The following is a 14,424-nucleotide window of genomic DNA, read 5'->3' as shown; positions in this document are numbered from 1 at the left end:
AGAGGCATTCCGGATATGACGATATGGTCGCGAAATGGAGGTCAGCTTGCGCAAGCTGCGCTATTTCATGGTCGTCGCGGAGGAAAAGAACTTCACCCGGGCGGCCGCCCGCCTGTTCACCGCACAACAGTCACTGTCGCGGCAGATCCGGGATCTGGAATCCGAAGTCGGGGTAATCCTGTTGTCGCGCACCACTCGCTCGGTGGAACTCACCCCCGCCGGCGCGGCCTTCCTCGAGCACGTCAAAGTCGCTCTCGCCGCTCTCGACGAAGCCGTCGCCGATGCCCGGCACTACGCTGCCGAGGCATCCCGCTGCCTGCGGATCGGCTTCGGGATGGGGGCCGCGCTGGAGCTCACTTCGCACATCTTCGAGGAGTTCACGCGCCAACACCCGGCAGTCAGGATCGAGATGCGGGAGTTCGCGCTGCCCGACCAGAGCGCAGGCCTTGCGGACCGGTGGGCGGACGTCGCGTTCATCAGGCCTCCGCTGGCCACCAACGATATCGAGGCTCACACGCTGTTTGTCGAACCGCGGGTGCTCACGGTGTCGGCCCGTCACGAACTGGCCCGACGAGACCAGGTGCGGGTTGCCGAAATACTCGATGTGCCACTGGCTGTCGGAAGATCCAACGACGCGGAGTACCAACGGTTCTGGAGCCTGCGCGATTACCGCACGGAGGTGACCGATGCCTTACTCAAACCCACAACGACCAACTCCGAGGAGGTCCAATTGATCGCCGCGGGGCTGGCCTGCACGGTGAACCCGGCAGCGATGATGCGCTATCTACCCGATGCCGGTGTCCGGCACGTTCCCATCGTCGATGTCCCGGGGTCCGCGGTGGCCGTGGCATGGAGACGAGACGGGGCCACGGCGCTCGCACTGGAGTTCAACCGGATCGCCCAGCTCGTCCGGCACCGAGAGGTCGACGTCGTCCACGCGATCGAGCATCCATTCGCTTGACCCGTCCGCGCTACGCCCCGCCGCTGCAGTTCCTACTTCTCTCCGAACTCCGCGACGGCAGTGGTGCCGAATTGCTTTCGCACTGCGTCGAAGGCCGCCTCGGTGCCGCGGAGCGCACGGTCGATGACGGCGTCCTCCATGGCACACGACATGAACCAGTTGTGCTTCGGATGCAGGTAAACCCCTGAGCGCAGGGCAGCCTCGGCGAAGCACAGCATCCGCTGGTAGTCCGTGTCGCCGGCAAAGGTGAGGTAAGGCATCACGTCCGGGCCGGTGTAGTTCACGGCCAACCCGGCCGACTCGGCCTGGGCAAGAATCCCCTCCCGCAACCGGGCTCCGGCGCGTCGCATCAACGCCACACCGTCGATGGCCCGGAGGCGCTGAATGGTCGCCACGGCGGCGGCCATCGGGGTGGAGTTCATCCAAAAGGACCCGGTCAGAAAGACTTTGGAGGCGGCTTCGCGGACCGCTTCTGTGCCGGTCACCGCGGCCAGCGGATAGCCGTTGGCGATGGCCTTGCTCCATGCACTCAGGTCGACACGCACCCCCAGAGACTCCCAGCTGCCGCCGTGGGCCAGGCGGAAGCCGCAGCGGACATCGTCGACGATGAGTAGTGCACCGTGCTCGTCACACACCCGCCGGACGTGGTGGACGAAGTCTTCGTCCACCAGCTCCTGGTCGCGGCCCTCGATGTGCAGGAACGGGGTGAGCATGACACCCGCCAGGTCAGATCCGGCTTCCCGAAGTGCGTGGTCGAAGCTCTCACGATCGTTGTAGTCGAAGTAGCGCATGGCGGCCCGGTCTGACGGCAGCGTTCCGGTGGTGACAGGTGTGCACCACGGCGCCGCGCCATGGTAGACATCCCGGCCGACGAGGATGACCGGCTTCGCGGTGTAGGCCCGAGCGATCGTCAGGCATGCGGTGGTGGCGTCAGTTCCGTTCTTGCCGAACAGAACCCAGTCTGCATCAGCCACCGTGTCGACCATCGTCTCGGCGAGCTCGACGAACGTCTCACCCGGACCGGCGAGGCAATCGCCGGCTTCCATCTGGTCACGCACCGCCTGGTTGACCACCGGATCGCCATGTCCGAGCACGATCGGGCCCCAGCTGCACATCAGGTCGACGTACTCCTTACCGTCGACGTCTGTGATGATCGCGCCCGACCCGGCAGCGAAATACTGGGGGTACCGGGCGGACATGTTCCGCACAGCCTGATGGCCGTACATGCCACCGGGCACGACGCGAGCGGCCCGCTCGGTCAACCGCTGAGAAGTTGTAGCCGTGGTGGCGGTAGAAGTCACGTTCGTCTCCCTGTGGATACCGGATGCCTACCAGCCCATGATGGGCGTGGTGGCGCACGCGGGGAAACACCTTTCACGCTGCGACTGACAACGTCTGCGTTGTGATTGAGCGACAGGATTACGCCATGATGCCGGCGCGGGTGGAAGGCATCCCGCTGCGGCCGTTTCCCTCGCATTTGACCGCCAGAACCTGATTGATTCCGAGGCGATTGGCAGTGAATCCCAGCGCCGAACCTGCCATGTAGAGCCGCCAGATGCGGGCGCGGCCCGCACTGCTGAGTCTGACCGCCGCGTCCCAGTTGTTTTCCAGATTGCTCACCCAGGCCCGCAGCGTCTGCGCGTAGTGCTCGCGAAGCGATTCGACGTCACGCACCTCGAAGCCGGCCTGCTCCAGTGCGTCGATCATCGTCGCCACCGGTTCCAGCTCCCCGTCGGGAAAAACATAGCGATCGATGAACGACGTTTTGGAGAACTCTGCGCGCTTACCGGGCCGGCGGGATATCGCATGGTTGAGCAGCCGGCCTTCGGCACGCAGAAGGCCGTACAGCTGTGCGGCGTACACGGGCAGCATCGCCACACCGACATGTTCGGCCATTCCGATGCTCGAGATCGCGTCGTAGGGGCCGTCCGTGACATCGCGGTAGTCCTGAACGCGAATGTCGACCAGTTCGCTGACGCCCTCGTCGATCATCCGTTTGGCGGCATAGTCCGCCTGTTCACGTGACAGGGTGACACCGACGACGTGCACGCCATAGGTGCGGGCGGCATGAAGGGCGAAAGTCCCCCACCCACAGCCGACATCGAGCACCCGCATGCCGGCCGCGAGACCGAGCTTGCGGGCCACCAGATCGCATTTGGCGAACTGGGCCGCGGCCAACCCCTTGTCCGGTTGCGCCCAGTAGCCGCAGGAATAGGTCATCGACTCCCCCAACACCAGGCGGTAGAAGTCGTTGCCGACGTCGTAGTGGTGACTTATCGCAGCCGCGTCCCGACGCTTGTCGTGCCTGCGGCCGCGCGCGAGCTTGGCTTCTTCGTTCGGCGGTTTCGGTGGGAGGCCGATGATTCCGAGCCGCACCGCCGCCCTCACCAAGGCTTTTTTCGTCTCGGCATCGATACGTACCCCGGGCCCACGGGTGGGATCCGACATCTGCTCCAGGACTTCCATGCCTGCGAGCAGGTCGCCTTCGATCTCGATGTCACCGGATACGTAGGCGCGGGCGAAGCCCAGTTCGTTCGGCGCCCAGAGCAGCCGTCGCAGACCTCGGCGATTGTTGATCTTCATCGTCCATTGCGCATCCGGTGGGCCGGTACGGCTTCCATCCCAACCGCTGACCGCGATGGGCGCCGACGGATCCACGGCGGCACGCACCAATGGCGCCACTGCTTCCGCAACTGACATCAGGGACCTCCGTCCACCTCGGACGATCACACAGCCGATACGAGCTTAGCGATCACGCCAGTCTCAACTTCGCGCGATCTCCTCCCGGACGACCGCGACGAATCGGTCGACGTCTGACTCTGTGGTGTCCCATGCGGTCATCCAGCGCACCTCCCCCCGGGCGCGGTCCCAGTCGTAGAAGCGCACGCGTTCGCGGATGCGGTCCGCCACATCGGTGGGAAGCGTCGCGAAGATCGCGTTTGCCGGGCTGTCCTGGGTGAGGGCCAGCCCGGGCATCGTGCCGTCTGCGATACCGGCCTCCAGCGCCGACCTCAGCCGTGCCGCCATCGTGTTGGCGTGCGCCGCACTGCGTAGTCCGAGCTCGTCGTCGAACAGGGCCAGCAGCTGCGCGGAAGCGAAGCGCATCTTGCTCGACAGCTGCATCGTCATCTTGCGCAGGTAGAGGAGGCCGACGGCACGGTCGGGAGCGAGCATCACCACGGCCTCCGCGCCGAGCAGTCCGTTCTTCGTGCCGCCCAGACTGAGCATGTCGATGCCCGCGTCGGTGGTGAACTCCCGCAACGGCACGCCGAGAGCGGCCGCCGCGTTCCACAGACGCGAGCCGTCCATGTGCACCGCCATGCCCTGCTCATGGGCGAAGTCGGCGACTGACTTGACTTCATCGGGCGTGTAGAGCGTGCCCATCTCGGTGGTCTGCGTGATGCTCACCGCGAGTGGCTGAGCTCGGTGTTCGTCGCCCCAGCCCCACGCCTCGCGGGCGACCAACTCGGGGGTGAGCTTGCCGTCCGGCGTCGGTACGGTGAGCAGCTTTATGCCAGTCATCCGCTCCGGGGCGCCGGCTTCATCGGTGTTGATGTGTGCGGTCGTGGCCGCGATGACGGCGCCCCACCGCGGCAGCATGCTGGTGAGGGAGACGACGTTTGCGCCGGTGCCGTTGAACACCGGGAATGCTTCGGCCTGCTCGCCGAAGTGCTCGCGGATCACCTCCTGCAGGCGAGCGGTGTACTGGTCTTCGCCGTAGGCGATCTGGTGGCCGCCGTTGGCGGCGGCGATCGCAGCGAGGACTTCCGGATGCACGCCGGCATAGTTGTCGCTGGCGAAGCTGCGCCACTCGGGATCGTGAAGTGGAGAGATCGGCATCCGTCCATACTTCCATCGCCGCGCCTCTTCACCCCCGCCCGCGGTCGTCGAGCGTGGGGGCTAACCGAATTGCCCCACTTCGTAATCACCTGCCGGCTGCCGGAGGATGACATTCGCGCGGTTGAACGCGTTGATGAGGGCGATGACGCAGACAAGCGCCGCCAGCTGATCCTCGTCATAGTGCGCCGCGGCGTTGGCCCAGGCCTCATCGGTGACCTCACCGCCATCGGCGATGCGGGTGCCCTGCTCTGCCAGTTCCAGGGCAGCGCGCTCGGCGTCGGTGAACACGGTGGCTTCCCGCCACGTCGCGACGAGGTTCAGCCGTATCGGTGTCTCACCCGCATGTGCCGCATCCTTGGTGTGCATGTCGAGGCAGAACCCGCAGCCGTTGATCTGGCTCGCCCGAATCCTGACCAGTTCTTGCGTCCTGGCCGGCAATGTCGAATCGTTGATCAGGTGGCCCGCCGTCGCAATGTGTTTCAGCGCTTTGCCCGCGAGCGGGTTGGCCATCAAATTCAACCGAGCATCCATGATTAACCTCCAGTGTTTTCGTGTCTCAGTAGTACCGACGGAATACCTCGGCAGAACGTCAGGCGAAACCCACCTGACGAACTGGGCAGCTGTCTCGTCGAACTGATGACGGCAGAGGTAAGCCAGAGGTAGCCAGAGGAGTCAACGCACCATGACCGCTCCACCCGGACCGGAGTCCGGCCACCCTGAAGCAGGCTTGAGCGCGATCATGAGCGAGCGGGGTCAGCTGATCAATGTCGCGTACCGATTGCTCGGCTCGCTGGCCGATGCCGAGGATGTCGTCCAGGACACCTACGCCCGTTGGTATGCCATGTCCCGGCAGCAGCAGGAGGCCATCGACTCGCCCGGTGCCTGGCTGACGACGGTGGCCAGTCGCATCTGCCTGGACCTGCTCAGGTCGGCGCGCGCGCGACGGGAACGTTATGTCGGCGAATGGCTGCCAGAGCCTGTGCCCGAACCCACGGGCTGGATCAACGGCGGGGGCAGCAGCGCCCCGGCCGACCCGGCCGATCGGGTCACTCTCGACGAATCTGTCAGTATGGCGTTCCTCGTGGTGCTCGAGTCGATGACCGCGGCCGAGCGGGTGGCCTTCATCCTGCACGACGTGTTCCGCTACTCATTCGCGGAGGTGGCCGAGATCGTCGGGCGTACGCCGGGGGCGTGCCGCCAGCTGGCCTCGTCGGCCCGTAGCCGCATCGGGGCCTCGCAGTCGCCACCCACCCAGCCCCCGCAGCGGGCTCGGGTCGTGCGGGACTTTCGAAAAGCCTGGGCCGCCAGGGACATCGATGCCCTACTCGGCCTACTCGACCCCGATGCCACTGCGATAGCCGACGGCGGAGGCCGGGTCACCGCCAACCTGAACCCGCTCGAAGGCGCCGAGGAGATCGTGCGGTTCTACCTCGACATCGCCGACCGGATCCCCGTCGGCGTGACAATCCAGGAATGCGCGGTGAACGGGCAGCCGGGGCTGGTGATGCGGCATGACGGTGTTGCCGTGACGGTACTTGCGTTCGACATCTCAGGCGATCGGATCACGCACATCTGGGCCGTGCGCAACCCCGACAAGCTCCGGCCCTGGTGCTGACGGGATTCCCGGTCAAGCGCCGCCGATCGTGGGTTCGCCGACCTTGACGAGCATTTTGCCGATGTTGGCCCCGGTGAACAGGCCGTTGAGCGCGTTGACGCACGATTCGATGCCCTCCATCACGGTTTCGCGGTGCACCAACCGGCCTTCTGCTTCCCACTGCCGAAGCGCGCCGAAAGCCTCATCGAAACGGCCCCACTCGTCGAGTGCGTTGAATCCTTGCATCAGCGCGGTCTTGGCCAACAAGTTCACGTAGTTGGCCGGACCCGGGTGCTCACCGGTCAGGTAGCTGGAGATGACGCCGCACAGCACGATCCGGGCTTTGGCGGCGATGCGCCCCAGCACGGCGTCGAGAATCGGCCCGCCGACGTTGTCGAAGTAGACATCGACGCCCCGGGGACAGTGCTGCTTGAGCGCCGTCGACAGGTTGCCCTCGCGATGGTCGATACACGAATCGAATCCGAAATCCTCGACCACCGCCCGGCACTTCACCGGCCCGCCCGCGATGCCCACCACCCGGGCACCGGCGATCTTGGCGATCTGGCCCGCCACCGACCCGGTGGCTCCCGCGGCGGCCGAGACCACGACCGTCTCCCCCGGCTGCGGCCGTCCGATACCGGCCATCCCGAAGTAGGCCGTGGCCCCGGTCGGACCGTATACCGACATCACCGCCAGCTGGTCCGTCAACCCCTCGACGGGCGTGCAGAACACGTCGTCGCGCACGATCACGTACTGCTGGAAGCCGGTCAGGGTGGTGACCACATCACCGACGCGGTAGGCGTCGCAGCGCGACGCCACCACCTCACCGATTCCGGCCGCACGGATGACCTCGCCCAAGCCGACTGGCGGGAGGTAACCGGGTTGGTCGTTGAGCCAGGTCCGTGCAGCGGCGTCAATCCCCACGTAGGTGGTGCGGACCAGCGCCTCGCCGTCGGCCGGTTCCGGAGCCGGCGACACGACCAACTCGGTATCGCCCGGTTCGACCAACCCGGCAGGACGGCGACGCAATACGATCTGGAGATTGGTCAGGTCAGCCACGGTGCCGAAACTACCGGCAGCACAGGAAATCTGGCCGGAGAATGCCGCCTAACGGACGTACAATTCCTCAAATCGCCGGATTGAACGTTCCATATCGCCCTTGACTGCGCGGGCTGCCACGGCCCCGATCGGCCCGAACAACGGCGCGCCACCCAAGTCGAGCACCACGGCGAACGCACATCCGGTCGAGGTGGGCTTCACCTTCATCTTCAGTCCATACTTGGTGCCGCCGACGCCTTTTCCGGTCACTTCCAGCAGCGTGGGCGGTTCAAACTTCTGCACCGTCCAGGTCACACGATTTCGCATTCCTTTTGCGCCTGCCACGCCGACCAGCGTGGTACCCACCGACAGTTCACCGGGCACCTCACTGCGCCAGCCTTCGTGCATCACCAACCAGTCACCCAGGTCGTTGAGATTGGATGCGTGCTCCCACGCGCTCTGCGGGCTGAGAGACAGTTCGCGGGAAAGCTCGACCTTGGCCATGGCGGGAATGCTAATCACCGGCCGTCGAGCACCGAGTGGTGGCTACTGTTCCTCGTCGGCACTGCCGTCGGCATCGGAGCCCTCGGTGCTCTCGTCGTCCGATTCTTCGGTCGATGCCGGCTCCAGCGGGACACTTCGGGAGAGCTGACCGGCGGCGCTGGTCGTCGGTGCACTTTCGGCCGGTTGCAGGTGCACCACCTGGCCGACTGCGCGGCGGAGCCCGGGGGGACCCTCGACCCGGAAGAAGTTGCCGATCCGACCGGCCCCGTACCGCAGCGGCGAGCCGAGCAACTCGCCCATCACCACACCGCTGCCGAGAGCGAGCGCGGTAGCGGCGGCCGACAGCAATTGAGCCAGGCCCTCGTTGAAGTCCTCGTAAACGGAGAAGGCGAACACCGCCCGGAAGACCGCGAGCCCGGGCAGCATCGGCGTGATGCCGGCAGTCGCCGTCACCAGGGCCGGCGCCTGCCTGCGGATCGAGATCAGGGTGGCGACGAACCCGACGCCGATCGCGGCGACCCCGGTTGCGACCCACTGCCCGAACCCTGCCGTGCCGAGACCGATCAACACCAGCTCGGCGAGCCCGGCCGCAAGTCCGGTGGTCGCTATCGACCGCAGCGGCGCGTAGCTCGCGATGGTCAGACAGATTCCTGCCAACGCACTGCCGGTCACCGCGAGAAATATCGCCAGCGGTTGGTGTGGCGTCGCAAAGGCCTGGGTCACGTCGACATGCAACTCGATGTCGGCGCCGGCAATGGTCACAAGCTGCAGGGCGGCGACGATACCCACCACGATCCCCGCCGTCAGGAACAGCGCGTCGCCGATCCGGGCAACCGCGGTGAGCATGTGCCCCGTCAGTGCGTCCTGTACCGCACCGACCAAGGCCATCCCCGATAACAGCATCACGATTCCGGTGGCGACCAACGCGCTCAGCCCCTGGCCGGTAAACCGGAATGCCGCCACCGCAACCAAGGTCGCGATCGCCGCGCCGACCGCGTGCTGGAAGAAGAACGGTGTCCCGATCCGGTTGAGCAGCCGGCCGACGCGGTCGATCGTCATGGAGGTGACGGCCGCGAGAACACAGGTCAACCAACTCCCACCGAGCAGCATCGCGACGCCGAGGGCGAAGCCGCCCCATGCCGCAGTCGCCAACCACCGTGGGTACGGGTGGGGCTGCTCGGTCAGTTCGTCCATGGCCTCGTGAGCCTGGTCAACCGTGACGCCGCCGGAAGTGATCCGCCGCACCAGCCGGTCGAGATCAGCGAGCCGCGAGTAGTCGGTCGACCGGGTCCGTACCGACCGCACGATGGTCACCGCCGGAGTGTCCGTGGTCGGCGGTGCCGACACGATGATGGTGGTGAACGTGATGTCGACGATGCAATCGGCGAGTTGGTACGCCTGCGCCACGTCTTGGGCCGTTGCGACGACGTCTGCGGTGCCCGAGCCCGACGACAACATCACCTCGGCGAGCCGGATCGTGAGGTCGAGAACCTTGCGGGTGTGGATGTCACCCATCCCGCTTCCGGCCCGGCTGCGCCGTCCGGCCACCGGCGCGGGATCACGGGTTCCGCGCAAAGCGATCCGCAGACCCCCGCGGAAGCGGGCTCTGCTGCCAGAAGGTTCTTGCGCCATTGACCAGCAGAGTACCTAGGACCTGGTGCTATCCAGATCGACGCGCCGCGGCATCACCTTCTCCAGAAGAAGTGATGCACCACCCCACTGGGGCTCGGAATCTGTTCCAGGTGGAATCGGTCGACGAGTTCTTCGGGACCTGTCCACAGCCTTTCGCCGCGACCGACGACGACCGGTGAGACGGCGACATGCATCGTGTCGATGAGGTCGGCGTCGAGAAACTCCTGAACCGTGGCCACACCGCCGCCGATCCGCACGTCCTTGCCGTCCGCGGCCGCAAGAGCTTCGGCCAGCGCGTCCACGGGGGCCGCATCGAGGAAATGGAATGTGGTGTCCCCCAAGGCGAATGATGGCCTCAGGTGGTGCGTCAGGACGAATACGGGTGTATGGAACGGAGGTTCGTCCCCCCACCACCCCTGCCAGTCGTGATTCTCCCATGGGCCACGCTGCGGGCCGAACTTGTTGCGGCCCATAATCTCGGCGCCGATGTTGTTGGCAAAATCACGGGTGATGTAATCGTCGAGCCCATAGGTTCCACCGGATTCGGTGCGGTTGACCCAGTGCGCGGTCGCGCCCGCCCAGGACATGAAATCCGCCGGATCGGCATGACCGAACGGCCGCTCCAGACTCTGCCCCTCCCCGGCGCCGTAGCCGTCTGCGGAAACACCGAAGTTCTGCACCCGAACCAGCTGTGCCATCGAATCCCCTTCTGGTTGCAATGTGCAATCGGAATGCAATCTACCTAGACTGATGGCATGCCGCAACCAGTTGTTGGGCGCAAGCTCCCGGTGCCACCGGCCAGATCGGGTTGCCCGATCAACATGACGGTCGAGCTCCTAGGAGACCGTTGGAGCTTGATCGTGTTGCGCGACATCATGTTCAGTGGCAACACCCACTTCCGCGAACTGCTCGGCGGGTCCATCGAAGGCATCGCGTCCAACATCCTGGCCAGCCGCCTCGCGAAGCTTGTCGACGCCGGGTTACTCACCCGCGAGGACGATCCGAGCCATCGCCAGAAGGTCGATTACCGCCTCACCGAGGCAGCGATCCAGCTCGTCCCGGTGCTGGCCCAATTGGGCGCCTGGGGCGCCCACTGGCTGGACACAGCGCCGGAGCTGACAATCCGCGCCGAACTGCTCGCAGCCGGCGGTCCCCCGCTGTGGGAACGCTTCATGGCCGAGCTGCGTGCCACCCACCTGGACGGGGCGTCCGCGCCTGCCGATGGCGTGCTCGCCGAACTGACCGCCGCCTACCAGTCGAAATCCACACTTTAGGACTAAAAATCAGCTCTTTCGTTAGGATCAGACGCATCAAGGTATTTCGACAACGCCACCCGACGATCGAGCACAGGAGATCCCATCTCGATGGATGAGTTCCCGCAGGACTACGAGATTTTCAACCTTGGCGACGTGACGCTGCAGCACGGCGCGACACTGCGCGACGCCAAGCTCGCCTACAAGACCTACGGTGAGCTCAACGCCGACAAGAGCAACGCGATCGTGTATCCGACCTGGTACTCGGGGCGTCACTGGGACAACGAGTGGCTGATCGGCGACGGGATGGCACTCGATCCGGCCAAGTATTTCATCATCGTCCCGAACATGCTGGGCAACGGCCTGTCGAGCTCACCATCGAACATGCCACCGCCGTACAACGCCGCAAGCTTCCCGAATGTCACCTTCTACGATCAGGTCGAGCAGCAGCACAAACTGGTGACCTCATTCGGGATCGAGACGCTTCCGCTGGTGACCGGCTGGTCGATGGGCGCCGGGCAGACCTACCAGTGGGCGGTGAGTTACCCGGATATGGTGCAGCGGGCGATGCCGTTCTGTGGCTCGTCCAAGACCAGCGAGCACAACATCGTGTTCCTCGAGGGCGTCAAGTCCGCGCTGACTGCCGATGCCGCGTTCAAGGAGGGCTGGTACACCGAAAATCCGGTCAAGGGCCTGCGCGCCGCCGCCCGGGTGTACGCCGGCTGGGGCTTTTCGCAGGCGTTCTACTGGCAGCAGGAGTACAAGGCGATGGGGTTTGCCTCGCTCGAGGATTTCCTCGTCGGTTTCTGGGAGGGCTTTTTCCTGGATCGCCGCGATCCGAACAACCTGCTGACCATGCTGTGGACCTGGCAGAACGGCAACGTCGGCGCGACCCCCGGCCGCGGCTTCGACGGCGACCAGGTCGCGGCGTTGAAGAGCATCAAGGCCAAGATGATCGTGCTCCCGGCACTCAAAGACCTCTACTTCCCGCCCGAGGATGAGAAGTTCGCGGTCAGCCACATCCCGAACGCCGAATTGCGCGTGATTCCAGGTGTTTACGGACATTTCGCCGGCGGTGGTGCCAACCCCGAGGACATCACGTTCATCGACAACACCCTCAAGGAGCTGCTCGCGAGCTGACCGCGGCGAGGGTTCATCATTTTGTGAATACACGAACCGATGTATAGTTGGCGGCGTGGAGACGCTGACCGACGTGGCGGTACTGGCTCGGTTCGGGCATGCCCTGTCCGATCCGACCCGGTCCCGAATTTTGCTGGCGCTCAAAGACACTCCCGGCTACCCGGCTGATCTGGCCGAGATGGCAGGAGTATCGCGGCAGAGCATGTCCAATCACCTCGCCTGCCTGCGGGGTTGCGGTCTGGTGGTGGCGGTCCCCGAGGGGCGTCGCACCCGCTACGAACTCGCCGACCCGAACCTGGCGCACGCGCTGGGTGACCTGCTGCGGGTGGTTCTGGCGGCCGAATCTGCGCACTGCCCCAATGCCGTGGACGAGGGCTGCTGCTGATGGCCGCAGGCCCCGGTAAGGCTGCGAACCGGCCGAGCGCGCAGCGCCGCGCTGTCCTGCACGTGCGCATCCGCTGGTTCGTCGCCGCGACGATCACCTACAACGTGATCGAGGCCGTCATAGCGATCAGCGAAGGCGCCCGGGTGTCCTCGACCGCGCTGATCGGCTTCGGCCTGGACTCAGCCATCGAAGTGGCCTCGGCGGCCGCGGTCGCCTGGCAGTTCTCCGGCCCTGACCCCGAAGCCAGGGAGAAGACCGCGCTGCGCGTCATCGCGGTGTCATTCTTCGCGTTGGCAGGCTATGTCACCGTGGAGTCGATCCGCGCGCTCACCGGCAGTGACGACACCCGCCACTCCGCGATCGGCATCGCGCTCACCGCGGCCAGCCTGATCATCATGCCGATCCTGTCCTTGGCCCAACGCCGTGCAGGGCGTGAACTCGGCTCGCGTTCAGCGGTTGCCGATTCGAAACAGACCCTGCTCTGCACCTACCTGTCGGCGGTTGTGCTGGCCGGCCTGGTGCTCAACAGTCTCTTCGGCTGGAGTTGGGCAGACCCGGTCGCGGCTCTGGTGCTGGCTGTTGTCGCCCTCAAGGAGGGACGCGAAGCCTGGCGCGGCCAGACCTGCTGCGATTGAGCGATCACCTCGGAGGGAGATTTCATCACATGTCGGTGACCGCACTCGTGCTCTACATGGTTTTCGGTGCGTTGAGCTTTGGCTGGCGAAGCTGGACCCAGTATCGACGCACCGGATCGACTGGTTTCCGCGGAATCAACGGCAGAGTGGGCTCGGTGGAATGGTGCGCCGGCACCGGCTTCGTCATTGCCATCATCGTCGGAGTCGCCGCACCCCTCTTGCAACTCCTTGGCGTGCTCACCCCGATCGGGCTGCTGGACAGGCCTTGGCTTCAGGTAGCCGGGACCGTGCTGGCCGTGGCCGGTATCGGGGGCACTCTGTATGCCCAACGTGACATGGGCGAGTCATGGCGTATCGGCGTCGACGCAAGCGAAACGACCACATTGGTCCGGCACGGTGTGTTCGGCGTGGTGCGCAATCCGATCTTCAGCGCGATGTTGATCTTCGCCGCGGGTACGGCACTCATGACGCCCAACCCGCTGGCCCTGGCTGCGTTCGCAGCGTTGCTGGCGACCATCGAAGTGCACGTTCGCGTCGTGGAGGAGCCCTATCTCGCGCGCGTGCACGGCGAGGCCTACCGTGGTTACCGCGCCGCCGTCGGACGGTTTCTCCCCGGCATCGGGCACAACTGAGATCGTCTCGCGCCGCCCGTTCAACCATGTCAGGGCTTCGGCACCGCAGACCACGAACAGTCAAGGGCTCGGTCCAACCGCCCGTCCGCCAGGCTGATACCGGCAGACACGTATTGGCGGAAGTAGGACATGACATGGACGTCTATGAGGCTGTCGCCACCAGACGGGCGGTACGCGGATTCACCGATGAACCTGTTCCACGTGCGGTGCTGGAGCGGGTGCTGACCGCCGCGGCGTGGGCGCCGTCGGGTTCGAATCTGCAACCGTGGCACAGTTATGTGGTGACCGGCGCGCCCCTTGCACAGATCAAAAAGGTTGCCGTCGGGCGGGTAGCTGCCGGTGACGACTGGGATGAGCGGGAGTTCCAGTTGTATCCACCCGTACTCAAATCGCCGTACGGCGACCGTCGGTCCCTGTTCGGCAAGGAGCGCTACAGCGCGCTCGGCATTGTGCGAGAGGACTGGGAGGCGCGACAGCGAGCCGCCATCGCAAACTGGGACTGCTTCGGGGCGCCGGCAGCGCTGTTCTGTTACATCGACCGCGATCTGGGGCTGCCGCAGTGGGCGGACCTCGGAATGTATCTGCAGACCGTGATGCTGCTGCTACGCGCGGAGGGACTGCACAGTTGCCCGCAGATGGCGTGGTCGCAGGTGCGCAAGACCGTTGCCGATGTGGTGTCACCGCCCGCGGAACTCATTCTCTTCTGCGGCATGTCGATCGGATACGAGGACGTCACGGTGCCGTACGTACGGCACAGCCGCGCGCCGCTCGACGAGACTGTCACATTCATCGACGTGTGAGCACCGGGCG

At 65.4% G+C, this 14,424-nt stretch carries 16 protein-coding genes; 8 read left to right on the top strand and 8 right to left on the bottom strand.

All coding sequences use genetic code 11. The annotated features are described in order from the left end of the window. Positions 1-34 precede the first annotated feature (34 nt). Complete coding sequence (locus M1247_RS16050; RefSeq protein WP_317157335.1) at positions 35-961, top strand: LysR substrate-binding domain-containing protein; 927 nt, start codon at positions 35-37, stop codon at positions 959-961. 32 nt (positions 962-993) lie between these two features. On the opposite strand, the gene M1247_RS16045 is transcribed toward M1247_RS16050, so the two are convergent. The 4 genes from M1247_RS16045 to M1247_RS16030 form a co-directional block, all read right to left on the bottom strand. Beyond that, positions 994-2,262: an aminotransferase class III-fold pyridoxal phosphate-dependent enzyme gene (locus M1247_RS16045; RefSeq protein ID WP_317157334.1), complete on the bottom strand. Its 1,269-nt coding sequence runs from the start codon at positions 2,260-2,262 to the stop codon at positions 994-996. A 118-nt stretch (positions 2,263-2,380) separates the two neighbouring features. After that, positions 2,381-3,661, bottom strand: coding sequence for a class I SAM-dependent methyltransferase (locus tag M1247_RS16040; protein ID WP_317157333.1), 1,281 nt, complete (start codon positions 3,659-3,661; stop codon positions 2,381-2,383). 63 nt (positions 3,662-3,724) lie between these two features. Then, positions 3,725-4,801, bottom strand: coding sequence for a threonine aldolase family protein (locus tag M1247_RS16035; protein ID WP_317157332.1), 1,077 nt, complete (start codon positions 4,799-4,801; stop codon positions 3,725-3,727). Positions 4,802-4,861: 60 nt separating this feature from the next. Further along, positions 4,862-5,332 carry a carboxymuconolactone decarboxylase family protein gene (locus M1247_RS16030; RefSeq protein ID WP_317157331.1) on the bottom strand — a complete coding sequence of 157 codons (471 nt, stop codon included), beginning with the start codon at positions 5,330-5,332 and terminating at the stop codon, positions 4,862-4,864. 151 nt (positions 5,333-5,483) lie between these two features. On the opposite strand from M1247_RS16030, the gene sigJ reads away from it, so the two are divergent. Next, complete coding sequence (gene sigJ, locus M1247_RS16025; protein ID WP_317157330.1) at positions 5,484-6,416, top strand: RNA polymerase sigma factor SigJ; 933 nt, start codon at positions 5,484-5,486, stop codon at positions 6,414-6,416. A gap of 12 nt (positions 6,417-6,428) precedes the next feature. Here sigJ and M1247_RS16020 read toward each other — a convergent pair whose 3' ends face one another. Genes M1247_RS16020 through M1247_RS16005 form a run of 4 tightly spaced genes read right to left on the bottom strand, consistent with a single transcriptional unit; the run spans position 6,429 to position 10,267 of the window. After that, positions 6,429-7,454, bottom strand: a complete 1,026-nt coding sequence (locus M1247_RS16020; protein WP_317157329.1) for an NADP-dependent oxidoreductase — start codon at positions 7,452-7,454, stop codon at positions 6,429-6,431. A 48-nt stretch (positions 7,455-7,502) separates the two neighbouring features. Further along, positions 7,503-7,937, bottom strand: a complete 435-nt coding sequence (locus M1247_RS16015) for a type II toxin-antitoxin system Rv0910 family toxin (protein WP_317157328.1) — start codon at positions 7,935-7,937, stop codon at positions 7,503-7,505. Between the two features lie 42 nt (positions 7,938-7,979). Further along, positions 7,980-9,569: a threonine/serine exporter family protein gene (locus tag M1247_RS16010; RefSeq protein ID WP_317157327.1), complete on the bottom strand. Its 1,590-nt coding sequence runs from the start codon at positions 9,567-9,569 to the stop codon at positions 7,980-7,982. A gap of 53 nt (positions 9,570-9,622) precedes the next feature. Beyond that, entirely contained in the window at positions 9,623-10,267 is a 645-nt protein-coding gene (locus M1247_RS16005) for a dihydrofolate reductase family protein (RefSeq protein ID WP_317157326.1), read from the bottom strand. Positions 10,268-10,324: 57 nt separating this feature from the next. On the opposite strand from M1247_RS16005, the gene M1247_RS16000 reads away from it, so the two are divergent. The 6 genes from M1247_RS16000 to M1247_RS15975 all read left to right on the top strand — a co-directional run bounded on the left by M1247_RS16000 (position 10,325) and on the right by M1247_RS15975 (position 14,414). Next, positions 10,325-10,843, top strand: a complete 519-nt coding sequence (locus M1247_RS16000) for a winged helix-turn-helix transcriptional regulator (protein ID WP_317157325.1) — start codon at positions 10,325-10,327, stop codon at positions 10,841-10,843. A 90-nt stretch (positions 10,844-10,933) separates the two neighbouring features. Beyond that, positions 10,934-11,962, top strand: coding sequence for an alpha/beta fold hydrolase (locus M1247_RS15995; RefSeq protein WP_317157324.1), 1,029 nt, complete (start codon positions 10,934-10,936; stop codon positions 11,960-11,962). Between the two features lie 55 nt (positions 11,963-12,017). Beyond that, a complete protein-coding gene (locus M1247_RS15990; protein ID WP_317157323.1) occupies positions 12,018-12,347 on the top strand; it encodes an ArsR/SmtB family transcription factor in 330 nt (109 codons plus the stop codon). After that, positions 12,347-12,982 (top strand): cation efflux transmembrane domain-containing protein, encoded by a 636-nt coding sequence (locus tag M1247_RS15985; protein ID WP_317157322.1) that lies wholly within the window; start codon positions 12,347-12,349, stop codon positions 12,980-12,982. The genes M1247_RS15990 and M1247_RS15985 overlap by 1 nt, the downstream gene beginning before the upstream one ends. Positions 12,983-13,011: 29 nt before the next feature. Continuing rightward, on the top strand, positions 13,012-13,614 hold the full coding sequence (locus M1247_RS15980; RefSeq protein WP_317157321.1) for a methyltransferase family protein: 603 nt from the start codon (positions 13,012-13,014) through the stop codon (positions 13,612-13,614). 134 nt (positions 13,615-13,748) lie between these two features. Next, positions 13,749-14,414: a nitroreductase gene (locus M1247_RS15975; protein ID WP_317157320.1), complete on the top strand. Its 666-nt coding sequence runs from the start codon at positions 13,749-13,751 to the stop codon at positions 14,412-14,414. Positions 14,415-14,424: the final 10 nt, after the last annotated feature.

It is taken from the genome of Mycobacterium appelbergii (genome assembly GCF_032883035.1).
GTDB classification, from domain to species: domain Bacteria; phylum Actinomycetota; class Actinomycetes; order Mycobacteriales; family Mycobacteriaceae; genus Mycobacterium; species Mycobacterium appelbergii.
This window is presented reverse-complemented; position numbering and strand designations above follow the sequence as displayed.